Annotated in this window: 8 protein-coding genes and 3 riboswitches; of the genes, 3 read left to right on the top strand and 5 right to left on the bottom strand. The window is 38.8% G+C overall.

The genetic code is table 11. The features are described 5' to 3' along the window. Positions 1-140: 140 nt before the first annotated feature. Positions 141-1,124 carry a GMP reductase gene (guaC, locus tag EM808_RS14220; protein ID WP_127738866.1) on the top strand — a complete coding sequence of 328 codons (984 nt, stop codon included), beginning with the start codon at positions 141-143 and terminating at the stop codon, positions 1,122-1,124. A 204-nt stretch (positions 1,125-1,328) separates the two neighbouring features. On the opposite strand, the gene EM808_RS14215 is transcribed toward guaC, so the two are convergent. Further along, complete coding sequence (locus tag EM808_RS14215) at positions 1,329-2,324, bottom strand: DUF3231 family protein (protein WP_127738865.1); 996 nt, start codon at positions 2,322-2,324, stop codon at positions 1,329-1,331. Positions 2,325-2,568: 244 nt separating this feature from the next. On the opposite strand from EM808_RS14215, the gene acsA reads away from it, so the two are divergent. Continuing rightward, positions 2,569-4,287 (top strand): acetate--CoA ligase, encoded by a 1,719-nt coding sequence (gene acsA, locus EM808_RS14210; protein ID WP_127738864.1) that lies wholly within the window; start codon positions 2,569-2,571, stop codon positions 4,285-4,287. Between the two features lie 50 nt (positions 4,288-4,337). Here the strand turns inward: acsA and EM808_RS14205 are convergent, their stop codons facing one another. The 4 genes from EM808_RS14205 to EM808_RS14190 all read right to left on the bottom strand — a co-directional run bounded on the left by EM808_RS14205 (position 4,338) and on the right by EM808_RS14190 (position 12,586). Beyond that, the gene (locus EM808_RS14205) at positions 4,338-5,072 is read right to left on the bottom strand and encodes an amino acid ABC transporter ATP-binding protein (protein ID WP_127738863.1); all 735 of its coding nucleotides are present in this window, start codon (positions 5,070-5,072) and stop codon (positions 4,338-4,340) included. A 17-nt stretch (positions 5,073-5,089) separates the two neighbouring features. Continuing rightward, positions 5,090-5,836 carry an amino acid ABC transporter permease gene (locus tag EM808_RS14200; RefSeq protein ID WP_127738862.1) on the bottom strand — a complete coding sequence of 249 codons (747 nt, stop codon included), beginning with the start codon at positions 5,834-5,836 and terminating at the stop codon, positions 5,090-5,092. Positions 5,837-5,900: 64 nt separating this feature from the next. Beyond that, positions 5,901-6,734, bottom strand: coding sequence for a transporter substrate-binding domain-containing protein (locus EM808_RS14195; RefSeq protein ID WP_127738861.1), 834 nt, complete (start codon positions 6,732-6,734; stop codon positions 5,901-5,903). Between the two features lie 99 nt (positions 6,735-6,833). After that, positions 6,834-7,017, bottom strand: a riboswitch (Lysine riboswitch). A 166-nt stretch (positions 7,018-7,183) separates the two neighbouring features. Then, positions 7,184-12,586, bottom strand: coding sequence for an OmpL47-type beta-barrel domain-containing protein (locus EM808_RS14190; RefSeq protein WP_205685856.1), 5,403 nt, complete (start codon positions 12,584-12,586; stop codon positions 7,184-7,186). Between the two features lie 82 nt (positions 12,587-12,668). Next, positions 12,669-12,766: riboswitch (cyclic di-GMP riboswitch) on the bottom strand. Between the two features lie 328 nt (positions 12,767-13,094). Beyond that, positions 13,095-13,194: riboswitch (SAM riboswitch) on the top strand. Positions 13,195-13,344: 150 nt separating this feature from the next. On the opposite strand from EM808_RS14190, the gene EM808_RS14185 reads away from it, so the two are divergent. Continuing rightward, positions 13,345-14,484 (top strand): 5-methyltetrahydropteroyltriglutamate--homocysteine S-methyltransferase, encoded by a 1,140-nt coding sequence (locus tag EM808_RS14185; RefSeq protein WP_127738860.1) that lies wholly within the window; start codon positions 13,345-13,347, stop codon positions 14,482-14,484. The last annotated feature ends 40 nt before the right edge of the window (positions 14,485-14,524 follow it).

The raw sequence follows: 14,524 nt of genomic DNA, 5'->3' as shown, positions 1-14,524 counted from the left end.
AGGATACAAGCTAGAACAAAATATATGTCTACATAATTATCAAAAAACTTTGACATACTGATAAAAATGAGTTAAAGTACCTTATGGACGAACAATTTTAAATAAACATTATAAAATATTCGTATTTAGGAGTGTAAAACATGGATAACGTATTTGATTACGAAGATATACAGCTAATTCCCGCAAAATGTATTGTAGAAAGCCGTTCAGAATGTGATACAACTGTAACATTGGGCGGACATACTTTTAGATTGCCAGTTGTGCCTGCAAATATGCAGACAATTATAGATGAGAAGGTTGCTTTATACCTAGCAGAAAATGGATATTTCTATATTATGCATCGCTTCCAACCAGAAACAAGAAAAGCTTTTATTCAAGAGATGCAAGGTAAAGGGTTTATTGCCTCTATTAGTGTAGGTGTTAAAGAAGAGGAATATGGTTTTGTTGAGGAGCTTGCTTCATTGAACCTGATTCCAGAATTCATTACAATTGATATTGCACACGGCCACTCTAACGCCGTAATCAGAATGATCAAGCATATTAAACAACATTTGCCTGCAAGCTTTGTTATTGCTGGTAATGTAGGTACACCTGAAGCTGTCAGAGAGCTTGAGAATGCCGGGGCAGATGCAACTAAGGTCGGTATTGGACCAGGTAAAGTGTGTATCACAAAAATTAAAACTGGCTTTGGAACAGGCGGTTGGCAGCTTGCTGCACTTCGTTGGTGTGCTAAGGCTGCAAGCAAGCCTATTATTGCAGATGGTGGTATTCGCACACATGGAGATATCGCTAAATCCGTTCGCTTCGGTGCTTCAATGGTAATGGTTGGTTCCCTATTCGCTGGACATGAGGAATCTCCTGGAGAAACATTCGAAAAAGACGGAAAACTATTTAAAGAATATTTTGGTTCTGCGTCTGAATTCCAAAAGGGAGAAAGAAAAAACGTAGAAGGCAAAAAAATGTTTGTAGAGCATAAGGGATCCCTACAAGATACATTAATTGAAATGGAGCAGGACTTACAATCTTCCATTTCATATGCTGGCGGTACAAAGCTTGATGCCATTCGTAATGTTGATTATGTAATTGTGAAAAACTCCATTTTCAATGGTGATAAAGTATATTAATAATGCTAGAGCAAGCTGTCCTTTGACGCTTGCTCTTTTTATTGTTTCATGTGAAACAATCTTCTGTCCTTTTCGACATACAGCCCTTTCTTTTAATAAAATTAAAGTATTAACTTTGACGGCAACAAATAGGTCATTTGAACTTCAATAACTAACAAACAGGGCAACTAGGGAATACCTAGCTGCCCGCCTTCGTCATTATAATTATTTCACTTTCAATTTAATAGTCTGCGGTGGCTCTTCCATCCATCCATGCTTAATCATCAGCTTTGCACCTTCATGTGCATACTCAAAGACATCCTTCATGATAATCGAGAACTTTGCTGGTAAATCATTTCTTAAGCTAAAGGCTGTTCCGAGCGAATTTCCTCCCAAGGAAAAGCTGCAAAATAAACTGATACAATACATCATAATCTTATCAGAAAAAGGCGGAACTGTTGATGTTGTCAAATTTCCTCCTGAAATGCCAGGAAGCTGAGTATCATTCTTTAAAATAATGTCTCCTAAGTTTGTTGCAATCTCCTTCGCCAGCTCCCCTCCCTTAGCAAAATAATTACTTACATCTTTTTCTTCTGCGCATTGTGAAAAGCCATTTATAACTTGTAATCCAATTAAATTCGTTTCAACCGCATGAAATAAATGAGCGATTTCTACTGTATTTAATGACCTTCTTTCACTGAAAAATTCATTTCCGCTCAAATAACCTTTCTTCTCTACGAATTCTACTCCCTCTTCAACAGCAACATATGGTGCGCGTGGAAGCAATCCTTTTTCAAGCAGATATGTGTTACAACGTTCATAGTACTTTTGTGTTATGTTTGTCAGTTCTCGAAACAACTCCATGATGTCACTTCGATATGCCATTGTTAAGTTAAGTGTATGCATACCCATGCTAATCTCTTTAATAAGCCTGATAAACATTATGTCAAACCCATTATCAAACAGCCTTGGTGCTTTCAAATTCACATCTTTACTTGTAAACCCAACTGGAACTGGCACATTCTCTTTTTGGTAAATCTTTTGTATTTTTTCAACATAGGGCGTTATTTCCTTAAGTAAATCAGTCATTATATCTTTTGCTTTTGGATCATCTGCTTGTTCAATGAAGTATTCTAAAAACCTCATTATCATAGTTTTTTGTTGATAACTCATCCATAGAATGCCTATTTCAGAAGACGTAATTGCCGGAGTAGTTTTCAAATATATACCTCCATTTTTAAGTTTCTAGTGTTATCCTAACTGTTTTATTGTGGTTACTATCATTGTTTACTTTTATGCTAAAAAAATTCACAAATTAGTTAATTTGACTTTTGTTTCCTTTTCTTTATTTTATGTAAAATAGTCATAATAAAGCGTTTTCATCATTAGAATTGTGTATATGGTTTTTTTGACAGTTAGAGATTCAGCCAAAAGCCAAACTATGTGAGGAAGGATGATTTATCCGATGAAAATGGAAGCGTTTCCACCTGTTGAAGGCAATTATAACCTCCAAAACTATGAAGAGATGTATGAAAAGTTTCAATGGGACCAAGCAGAAGAGCAATTTTCATGGCATACAACAGGAAAAGTCAACTTGGCTTATGAAGCGGTCGACCGACACGCAGAAGGTTCAAAGAAGGATAAAGCAGCCCTGTGTTATCTCAGCAGCACAAGAAATGAAACCTATACATTTAACGATTTAAAACAAATGACAAATAAGGCCGGCAATGTATTAAGAACGAAGGCCGGTGTTAAAAAAGGAGACCGAGTATTCATTTTTATGCCCCGCTCACCTGAGCTTTATTTTGCTTTATTAGGTGTAATTAAAATCGGAGCCATTGTCGGTCCTTTATTCGAAGCATTTATGGAGGATGCGGTCAGAGACCGCCTCTATGACAGCTCTGCTAAAGTTCTTATTACAACACCAGAATTATTGGAAAGAGTGCCTGTTCAGGACCTTCCTGCTCTTGAGACAATCTTCCTCATTGGGGAGAATATTGAGGAAAAAGACCAGTATGTTGACTATCAAAAGCATTTTCAGGAAGCCTCTGCTCAGCTTGATATTGAATGGGTGGAAAGAACAGATGGTTTGATTCTTCATTACACTTCTGGTTCAACAGGAAAGCCTAAAGGGGTACTGCATGTTCATAATGCCATGGTTCAGCATTATCAGTCAGCGAAATGGGTCCTAGATTTGCAGGAAGACGATATTTACTGGTGTACAGCTGACCCAGGCTGGGTAACAGGCACTTCATATGGCATCTTCGGACCTTGGCTGACTGGTACAACAAATATTGTAGCTGGAGGCAGGTTTAGTCCTGAAGGCTGGTACAAGACGATTGAGTCTTTCGGCGTTACTGTATGGTACAGTGCTCCTACCTCCTTCAGAATGCTGATGGCTGCAGGGGAACCTGCCTTAAAAAGCCATAATCTCACCTCTTTACGACATGTATTAAGTGTAGGCGAACCGTTGAATCCAGAGGTTATCCGCTGGGGGCAGGAATCCTTCAAGAAAAGAATCCATGATACATGGTGGATGACAGAGACTGGCGCACAGCTTATCTGCAATTATCCATGCATGGAGTTAAGGCTTGGATCAATGGGCAAACCACTTCCGGGTGTTGAGGCGGCCATTCTTGATGATGAGGGAAATATCCTTCCACCTAATCAGATGGGCAACTTGGCTATAAAAAAAGGCTGGCCATCCCTAATGCATACAATCTGGAATAACCAAGAAAAGTATGACAGCTATTTTCCTTTCTCGGATTGGTATGTTTCGGGTGACAGTGCTTATATGGATGAAGAAGGGTATTTCTGGTTTCAAGGCCGTGTTGACGATGTTATCATGACCGCTGGAGAAAGAGTCGGACCTTTTGAAGTCGAAAGTAAGCTGATCGAACATCCGGCTGTTGCAGAAGCAGGTGTTATCGGCAAACCAGACCATATTAGAGGAGAAATTATCAAGGCTTTTGTAGCTCTTAATGATGGTTATACAGAATCTGATCAGCTTAAGGAAGAAATTCGGCATTTTGTCAAAACAGGCTTAGCCGCACATTCTGCTCCAAGAGAAATTGAATTCTGTGAGAAAATACCTAAAACAAGAAGCGGAAAAATTATGCGCCGTGTCTTAAAGGCATGGGAGCTTGGACTGCCTACTGGCGATTTATCTACATTAGAGGATTAAACAAACACCTCCAAATGCTAACATTTGGAGGTGTTTTAATAGTATACTGTCTATTTTAATGTGCGTTTCAAGAATTCCTTTGTACGCTCTTGTGTTGGATTCAGGAAGATTTGCTCAGGAGTCCCTTCCTCTGCAATGACACCTTTGTCCATAAACACGATTCGGTCTGAAACCTCTCTAGCAAATTCCATCTCATGGGTAACAATCAGCATTGTAAGGCCTGACTCAGCAAGCTCCTTCATTACTTTCAATACCTCGCCAACCATTTCTGGATCAAGTGCTGAAGTCGGCTCATCAAACAGCAGTACATCTGGCTCCATTGACAGCGCTCTTGCGATAGCAACACGCTGCTTTTGACCGCCTGACAGCTGTTTTGGCTTGGCATTTACGTAACGATCCATCCCTACTACTTTTAAGAATTTTAGCGCTATTTTTTCTGCTTCCGCTTTTGAACGCTTCAATACCTTAACTTGCCCTACTACGCAGTTGCTTAAAACATTATGATTATTAAAGAGATTGAATTGCTGGAACACCATTCCTAATCTTCTGCGATAAGCGGAAATATCATGCTTATCATCAAGAATGTTTTCCCCCTTGTAGATTATTTGACCACCACTTGGCTTTTCCAAAAGATTGACACAACGAAGAAGGGTCGATTTTCCGGAACCTGAAGAGCCGATAATGCTGACAACTTCTCCTTTTTTAACTGAGAAGTCAATATCTTTAAGCACTTCATGGCTACCAAAGGCTTTGCTTAAATGCTGAATCTCAATGACTTTTTCCATAGTCTCTCCTCCTTCTTTTATTGCTTCATCCCTGGCTGTGCATCAAGTTCTTCACCAAGCATTTTGTAATTATCTGGTCCTTCTAACTTTCTTTCAATGTACAGCAGAATTCTTGTGACGATAAATGTCATAACAAAATAGATGACACATGCTACAAAGAACGACTCAAAATATCTGAAGTTATTGCCTGCTACTGATTTCGTCATGAAATAAAGCTCAGAAACAGAAATAACGTTTAATACAGAGGTATCTTTAATATTAATAACAAACTGGTTGCCTGTAGCCGGCATAATATTGCGGATAACTTGAGGTAAAACAACATTCATCATTGTTTGGAAGTGATTCATACCAATTGCCTGTGCAGCCTCAAATTGCCCTTTTTCTACTGATACAATTCCACCGCGAACAATTTCCGCCATGTATGCCCCAGTGTTGATTGACACAACAATCACTGCCGCAAGCATTACGTTCATATCTATATTAAATGCCATTGCTGAGCCATAATAAATGACCATTGCCTGTACAATCATTGGTGTTCCTCGGAAAAACTCAATATATATTGAAAGTATAATATTAATCACTTTTAGAATAATTTTTTTAAAGCCACGCTCTGGCGCAGGTATTGTGCGGATAATTCCGGCGATCAAGCCGATTGCTGCTCCGATTATTGTACCGATCAATGCAATAGTGAGCGTCATACCCGCACCGCGCAGGAACATCGGCCAGTTTTCGGTAATAATTTTTACGATCCAATCAAAACTCATCGTTCTCCTCCTTTACTCATCATAAAACCGACTGCATAAAAAGACAGCCGGTCTTATGTCATCATTATTTTGCTGCAGGTTGGTTTACAATTGCATCATCCATGATTTTCGTACGGTCTTCTTCTGAGATACCTTTTAGTATTTCATTTATTTTATCTTTAAGATCACTGTCTTTTTTCAATCCTACAGCGATTGCTGTATCATCCTCAGATGTTTCAAAGCCATCCTTGAACTCAACCATTGCAAAGTTTTCATTTGCATTTGAAGCACTAACTGCTTCTGGACGTTCTGTAACATAGCCATCAATTACACCTGATTCAAGAGCAACACGCATTGCCGGGAAGTTATCCATTGCTGTCTGTTTAGAAACTCCTTTGATTTGGTCAATAACAGAGTAATGGAATGTATTTAGCTGTGCTGTGATTTTTGCTCCTTTAAAGTCTTGAATAGATGTTGCCCCTTCATATTTACCGCCTTTTTTAACAACCATTACCAAGTTGGACTTGTAGTAGTTATCTGTAAAGTCAATTGTTTGTTTACGCTCTTCAGTCGGAGACATACCTGCAATAATTGCGTCAATTTTGCCTGAAGTCAATGCTGGAACAAGTCCATCCCATTCTGTTTTAACAATGACTAGCTTTTTCCCTAAGCCATCAGCGATTTTTTTAGCAACTTCTACATCGTAGCCACCTGCATATTCAGAAGTGCCATCGATTTTAACTGCTCCGTTAGAATCATCATTTTGCGTCCAGTTAAATGGAGCATAACCCGCTTCAAGTCCTACTTTAAATGTATCTTGATCATCCCCGGATCCGGAGCCATTGCTTGTCCCGCACCCAGCCAAGAGAATAATAGCTGAAAGCAACAATAAAAATAGTAGTGATGCTTTTTTCTTCATTTGTTTTCCCTCCACATGATATGTTGGGCCTCTAAACAAAAAGCGACCTGAGATACACTCAGGTCGCAATATATAGTTGCCCTAAAGTCCTCTCTTTTTTCCTGAGATAGCACAACTCAATAAACTGGGAGTTTATTGAGACAGTCCTGCAGCTATTGACTGCAGACCCAGCAAGCAATTTTGAGATAAATTGCTCACTTCGGCGATATTTCCTTCTCTTTAGCATCATTGCCTTCTCAAGCTCTGCTTAAAGACTGTTAAATATCGCGCCTCTACCTCACTGACTAAAGTGAGGTCTAATATATTAAGTTTATACCTTTTAGGCTACAGGAAGGAGCCTAATCTGTCAACCTCGATTTCCTGTGAATATATTGGAAATTATGTGACAGAGTGCGCTTTAAATGTGCATTTTTAACATTTTCTATTAACCAAAGACGCAAAGATTGATACTATCTTAAGCACCAAAGTAAATTAAATAGAGAGCCGAATAAACAATTGCCTTTATAGCTACAATCCTTTGCTTCAGCAGTTGTCTTACCAACTACATAGTACTTGTTATTCAAAGAACCTGTAAGTACTAAATCAACATCCCCTGAATTCCAATCAAAATCTTCTCTATCGAATTTGAACTGCCCTTTTTCTGCTTGCAACAACTTGCCAAAGCTATCTGTTGAAGGCGCAACTCCATTCAGTCTGACAGAGGAAACGTTAAACTTTAAAGATTGATATTTCTTAGGCAATGTTGCTTTAACAGTAAAGGTACCTTTATTACCTTTAATGACCTTTGGTAACACTTCAAGTGTTACAGGTATATAAGCATTGATTGTTTCTTCTTTAACTGTAGTCACGCCGGCACCGTTTGTCGCTTTAATGCTTATCTTGTATTCACCAGGCTCATTAAGCTGTACGGCTTCACCATTTTTGTATGTTTTACCATTAATAGTAGCTACTTCTGAGCCAATACTTGATTCATCATCTGCAGAATGAAAATTCAATATAAGCTTTGTGCCTAGTTCATAAAGAGACTCATTATTAAAGGAAATGACTGGAGCCGTTTTGTCTATTTTCACTTCTGCTGTTTTGACTGCTTCTTTGTTGCCCGCTTTGTCTACGGAATAATACGTGATTTCATTTATTCCTTCTTTTTCTACCGTAAAGGATGTTCCCTCCACATATTCTGCTCCGTTAATAGAGTAGTAGGTTTTTACCGTTCCACTCAAATTGTCAGCAGCAGTTAATGTAACAGAAACCTCTTTAGTTGACCAGCCCTCTTTCCTATCCGAAGCTGTTGTTGGTGCTGTTTTATCTATTTTCACTTCTGCTGTTTTCATATCTTCTTTATTACCAGCTGCATCCACAGAGTAATAAGTGATTTCGTTCGTTCCCTCTTGTTCTACTGTAAAGGATCTTCCCTCTGAATAGTCTGAACCGTTAATAGAGTAGTAGGTTTTTACTGCTCCGCTCAACTCATCTACGGCAGACAATGTGATTGTTACGTCCTTATTCGCCCAATCCTCTTTAGTATCTGAAGTTGTTATTGGCGCTGTTTTATCTATACTTACCTTTGCTGTTTTCACTTCCTCTTTGTTGCCAACTGCGTCTACAGAGTAATAAGTGATCTCATTTGTTCCTTCTTCATCTAATGTAAAGGATGTTCCTTCACTATACTCTGAGCCATTGATAGAGTAATAGGTTTTATCTACCCCGCTCAACTTATCTGCGGCAGAAAGCTTAACAGTAACAACATTATTTGCCCAATTCTCGTTAGCATCTGCTATTGTTGTTGGTGCTGTTTTATCAATACTCACTTCTGCTTTCTTCACTTCTTCTTTGTTACCAGCTACATCCACAGAGTAATAAGTGATTTCATTTGTTCCTTCTTCATCTACCGTGAAGGATGTTCCTTCTTTGAAGTCTGAGCCATTAATAGAGTAATAGGTTTTATCTACCCCACTCCATAAGTCGGAGCCTTCGAGTTGGATATCAACCGTTTTTGCATATACTGGTACTTCACTCATTACAGTCTCAGGTGCTGTTTTATCCAATTTGACATAGGTAGTTTTCACTTCTTCCATATTTCCTGCCTTATCAACAGAATTAAAAACAATCTTATTAACTCCTTCTTGATCAATAAATATGGAGTTTCCTTCTTGAATTGGTCCATCATTTAAAGAATAATAAGAATTTGCTATACCAGTTATATCATCCGTAGCTTCAAGCTGTACTGTTTGGTTTACATTCACCCACTTGGACGGTGCATCGCTTGTTGTGATAGGTGCCTGAGTATCAATGATTAACTTCGCTTCCGCTGTCTCTGATGGTTTGGACTCCCCAAAGGAATTGCTGTATGAAGTCACATAGTATTGGTGATTTCGATATGTTAAATCTTTTAGCTCATAAGAAAGATTATTTAAGTTTTCAACAAGCAATACTGGCTTACCATCAATGATTTCATATACATTATAGCCATTTGCGTATGTGACAAAATCCCATGAAATTCTTGCACTTGTATCACTGAGCAATATTACAGAAAGCTTTGGCGCTTCCATTTCGGGATATACAATCTTCTGAACAAACGATTCAGAAGGCAAGGACTCAACGAAACGGTTGCTGTATGCTGTAACTTCAAATGTATGCGTTTCTTCTGACAGATTATACACTTTATAGCTCAGCGCTGTCCCGCTGTATAATAGCTCTCTTTTTCCATCCTTCACTTCATAGACTCTGTAACCATTTGCCCATTCCGTTGCTTTCCAAGACAGTGTAATATTATTAGCATTGAAAACACTGCCGCTGACCACTGGTACTTGGACAATTGGCCATGTTAAGTTGAATGTAATTCTTTCTTCCCTTGGTGACTCACCAAAACGATCGCTGTACGATTGCACAACATAAGTGTAATCACCTTCCGCCATATTTTTATATGTTACAGACGTGCCTGTCACTGTGCTTTGTAATACTTTTTCACCATCGATTATTTGGTATACCTTATAGCCTTTTGCATATGCAGATGCATTCCATTTCAGAACAATATCATTGCCATTAGCAATAGACTTCGTCAAATTTTCAGGTGCCTGCATAATTGGCCATGTTAAGTTAAACTCCAACTTACTACCATCCCCGGATTCGCCGAACCGATCACTGTAGGAATACACAACATACGTATAATCGCCTTCTGGCATATTTGTGAAGGATGCAGATGTCCCTGTTGCCGTTTTAACTAGGTTTTTTTCTTCCCCTGATAGTTGATAAATTCTGTATTCTTTTGCATAAGTAACAGCATTCCATTTTAATGTAATATCATTGCCATTCGAAATTGTTTTTGTTAAGCTCTCCGGTGCCTGCATAATTGGCCATGTTAAGTTAAACTCCAGCCTACTTCCATCTGCAGACTCACCGAAACGGTCACTGAAGGAATGGACAACATATACATAATCGCCTTCTGGTATATTAGTTAAAGCTGTACTTGTTCCTGTCACTGTGCGGACAAGCTGTTTTTCCCCATCTTTGTATTGATAAATATGATAGCCTTTTGCATAAGTGACAGCGTTCCATTTCAATGTAATATCATTGCCGCTTGTAACTGTTTTCGTTACGTTTTGCGGCTGTTCCATCTGCGGATATACTAGCTTATCCTTCACTTCCCCGCCAACAGGTGATTCTCCGAATAAATTGGAATATGCCTTTATCACATAATTAATACCGCCTTCTGACAAATTAGTTAGTGTTAAACTTGTTCCTGTCACTGTGCGTTCAAGCGTCTCTTCTCCATCTATTACTTTATAAATCTTATAGCTATTTGCATATTGAACAGATTTCCATTTTAATGTCAGGTCATTTCCATTAGTAATTGTATATGTGATACCTTCAGGTGCTGCTAATACTTGACCGCTTAGAGTCACCTCAAGGGGAGTTCCTTCCTCTGACTCTCCGAAACGAGTAGAATAGGAATATACCTCATACTTATATGTGCCTGGTTGAATGTTGGAATAAGTGATACTCGTACCATTTACATTACTCTTTAATACTTTCTCCCCGTTTATTAGCTGATAAACTCGATAGCTGGATGCATAATCTGCTTGGTTCCAGCTAAGTGTGAAGGCCGATGGATTCAGTGTTGTCGATACTAATTCTACAGGTGAAGCAAGCTTTGGATAGACAACAGGAACACTAACGGAAGATCCCTTCTCAGACTCACCAAACCGGCTGTTATATGCATAGACTTCAAATTTACTGTTCCCCTCAACCAAGTTTGTTATGGTTGCTGTTGTACTGGAAACGGTTGTCTTTAATGTCTTCTTTCCATCGATAACTTGGTAAACTTTATAGCTTGCAGCATTATCTGCCTGTTTCCAAGTTAACACGGCATCATTCCCATTTTTTAATTCGTAGGTAACCTCTTCAGGTGCTGCCAATTTTATTTGTTCAAGCTGGAAGGATAGCGGTGTTCCTTTTTCTGATTCACCAAACCTTGTACTGTTTGTGTGGACTTCAAATTGATAGCTTCCTGCTATCATATTTGTATATGTCACAGTTGTTCCTGTCACAGTACTCTTTAATGTTTTCTCTCCATCTACGATTTGATATACTTTATAATTTGTTGCATTCTCTGCAGCAGACCAATTTAAAATAATATCATTGCCACTTTGGACTTTATACGTAAAACCATCGGGAGGATTTACCGAAACTGTTTCAATGTTCACTGACAGCTTAGCACCCGTATCAGATTCTCCAAATCTGTCGCTGAAAGAATTTACTTCATAATCATGATTGCCCCCAGCAAGCTTCGTTAAAGTCGCTGTCGTGCCTTTCACTGTTTCCTTTAATATTTTTTCTCCATCTATAATTTCATAGATTTTATAGCTCGTTGCATATGGAACAGCATTCCAGCTTAATATAGCGTCATTCGTGTTTTGAATTTTATATGCCGCATTTTCAGGTGCTGTCATAATAATAGATCCAACCTCTATATCAGCCTCACTGCCCTCAAGCGAATCTCCAAAGCGGTCACTTGATGCGTAAACCTTATAATTATATTTACCTGCAGGCCAATTTGTGAAGGCTACGCTAGTGTTTGTTACCGTCTTTTTCAGCTGCAACTCTCCGTCGATAACTTCAAAGATTTTATAACTAGTAGCATATTCTGATGCCTGCCAATTCATCGTGACATCCGTGCCATTTTTTATCATAAACGTTAGATTTTGCGGATTCTTCAATATTGGGTGAACTAAATCAACGTTAACAGGATTCGTTTCAGCAGATTCACCATAAAGCTTATTATAAGCCGTTACAGAATAAGAATATGCTCCTTCCTCTGCCTTTTCGATCGTAAAGGTTTTTGCTGTCGTTGATGTCAGCAACGATTTCTCACCGGATTTTGTTATATAAATATTATACTTTTCGGCATAAGTCGCTGCCTTCCATGAAAGAACGATATCATTCCCATTTTTAACCGTCGAAACAAATTCCGCCGGTGGTTCCATAGCAGGATATGCTATCTCAGCACTCACAGGTGCAGAAGGTCCTGATTCCCCATCATCCGTCACTGTCGCGACGACATACCTGTATGAGCCTTCTGAAAGATCATTTAAGCTGTAGCTTAATGCTGAAGTACTGCCAACCAGTGTAAGCTGGCCATCCTTTATTTGATAAACTTTATATGATGTTGCTCCATAAACCGTACTCCAAGTCAGCTTTCCATCATCTGGACTAACCGATTGATACGCCAAGTTGCTTGGCGGCAAGGCGCTTCCAATCTCTGCAGCCTTTGTCATTCCAATAGGTAAAGCCAGCTGGTATACAAGTAGCGTTAATAGTAAAAAAGACTTTATAAATACAGATTTTCCCCTCATTCAATAGTCCTACCTTTCGTGTAAAAAAAGGCAAATAAAAAAGACCCCGCAGAAGGTCCATAGAGTTAAAACTATGACTTCTTGTGGTAACCGGCTGCCATAACATCTGCTCTAAAAGCAGTATATTTTAGGCCCATAGCTTTGCGTCTCATAGTTTCCTATGATTTGCCCTTTTCACTTTCACTTTTTTTGTTCTTCGTTTATTTTAATCATCAACCAGGTCTTTTCTACCTCCTCATCACTCATAGTATAATAGGACTATTAATTTACACAAGATAAATTTGAGAGATTTATAAACCTTTTTTATCCAGTAATAAAACTGTGGAATATTTGCCCTCATTTGCTCTTTACAATTACTGATTAATAGGAAGTAATTCCCCATCCTTTTTTTCCTTGCCAATTATTTTGAATTAATTCTGAAAATTCAGTTGACAAATAAGCCCTTAGCGTTTAAATTAATATACAAGATTAGCAATTGGTTAATCTACTTAAAGTGAATAGCAAAATTATCTTATCTAGAGAGGTGGAGGGACTGGCCCTTCGAAGCCTCAGCAACAGGTTACTTTAACACTGTGCTAATTCCAGAAAGCAATGCTTGAAGATAAGAAGAGACCCGAATTCGTTCATTAAACCCTCTTCTTATGATTAAGAAGGGGGTTTTTTACTGATACATAGTATAAATATCGTTCTTTGGAAGACCGAAATTAATGTTTATTTAACTAAAAATACTAATCATAAAAAGAGAGAGGGTTTTTCATATGTCAAATAAAATTCCATTCCGCGCAGATCACGTTGGGAGCTTACTACGTCCGCAAGCACTACTTCAAGCTAGAGCAGATTTTCAAGCTGGAAAAATCACTGCTGATGAATTGTACGAAATTGAAACAAAAGAGATTGAACGAATTATTGATAAGCAGATTGAGGCAGGTTTAGATGTAGTAACAGATGGAGAATTCCGCCGCAGATTTTGGCATACTGATTTCCTAGAGCAGCTTAATGGGATAGAGGGCTTCGTACCAGATAAAGGCTATCCTTTCAGCAAAGGGGAAACAGAGCGTTACACAGTCCGTAACAAAGGGAAAATATCCTTCAACCCTGACCATCCGCAAATTAAAGATTTCGTGCTTTTCAATAAACTAGTTGATGGCCGTGCTGTGGCGAAGCAAACAATCCCTAGCCCGAATCAGTTATTTAATATTGGTATTCGCGACAAAGAAACATATCCAGACCTTGAGGAATTTACGAAGGATATCATCCAAACATATCGTGATGCCATCCAAGCCTTCTATAATGCTGGTGTGCGCTATCTTCAGCTCGATGACGTCTATATTGCTGGTCTGTCCTCACCAGATATTCCATTCAATGACGGTGAATACTCAAGGGAAGTGCTGATTGAGCTTGCCCTTCGTGTCATCAATGAGATACTAGAAGACAAACCAGAGGATTTATCTGTAACAACTCATTTATGCCGTGGAAACTACCGCTCAGACCATGCTTTCTCTGGCAGCTATGACATTATTGCACCAACATTACTTGCAAAGGAGAAGGTTGATGGCTTCTTCCTAGAATATGATGACGAGCGCTCAGGTACATTCCAGCCTTTAAGCCACATTCCAAGCGATGGAGCAAAGGTCGTTCTTGGTCTTGTCACATCTAAAACAGGAGAATTAGAAGACAAAGAGGCTATTAAAGCACGCATTAAGGAAGCCTCCCAATATATTTCCCATGATCAGCTTTGCCTAAGCCCTCAATGCGGCTTCGCTTCAACCCATCATGGAAATGAACTGACAGAAGAGCAACAATGGGAAAAACTTAAATTTATTGCGGATATCGCCAAAGAGGTTTGGGAAGAAGAAGAAAAAAGTTTAACTGCTGCAGGTAATGCAGAAAAAGCATAATGTATAAAAAACTGGCCTCCTTTTATAAAGGGGACCAGTT

The organism is Niallia taxi, assembly GCF_004005475.1.
Taxonomy (GTDB): domain Bacteria; phylum Bacillota; class Bacilli; order Bacillales; family Cytobacillaceae; genus Niallia; species Niallia taxi.
Note: the sequence above shows the minus strand (reverse complement) of the source record. Positions and strands in the feature narration are given on the sequence as shown.

Bases quoted from the DNA above. Each gene is read 5' to 3' on its own strand.
- EM808_RS14205 (WP_127738863.1), bottom strand. From the start codon at position 5,072: ATGGAAAAAGTCATTGAGATTCAGCATTTAAGCAAAGCCTTTGGTAGC.
- EM808_RS14185 (WP_127738860.1), top strand. From the start codon at position 13,345: ATGTCAAATAAAATTCCATTCCGCGCAGATCACGTTGGGAGCTTACTA.
- guaC (WP_127738866.1), top strand. From the start codon at position 141: ATGGATAACGTATTTGATTACGAAGATATACAGCTAATTCCCGCAAAA.
- EM808_RS14195 (WP_127738861.1), bottom strand. From the start codon at position 6,734: ATGAAGAAAAAAGCATCACTACTATTTTTATTGTTGCTTTCAGCTATT.
- EM808_RS14190 (WP_205685856.1), bottom strand. From the start codon at position 12,586: ATGAGGGGAAAATCTGTATTTATAAAGTCTTTTTTACTATTAACGCTA.
- EM808_RS14200 (WP_127738862.1), bottom strand. From the start codon at position 5,836: ATGAGTTTTGATTGGATCGTAAAAATTATTACCGAAAACTGGCCGATG.
- acsA (WP_127738864.1), top strand. From the start codon at position 2,569: ATGAAAATGGAAGCGTTTCCACCTGTTGAAGGCAATTATAACCTCCAA.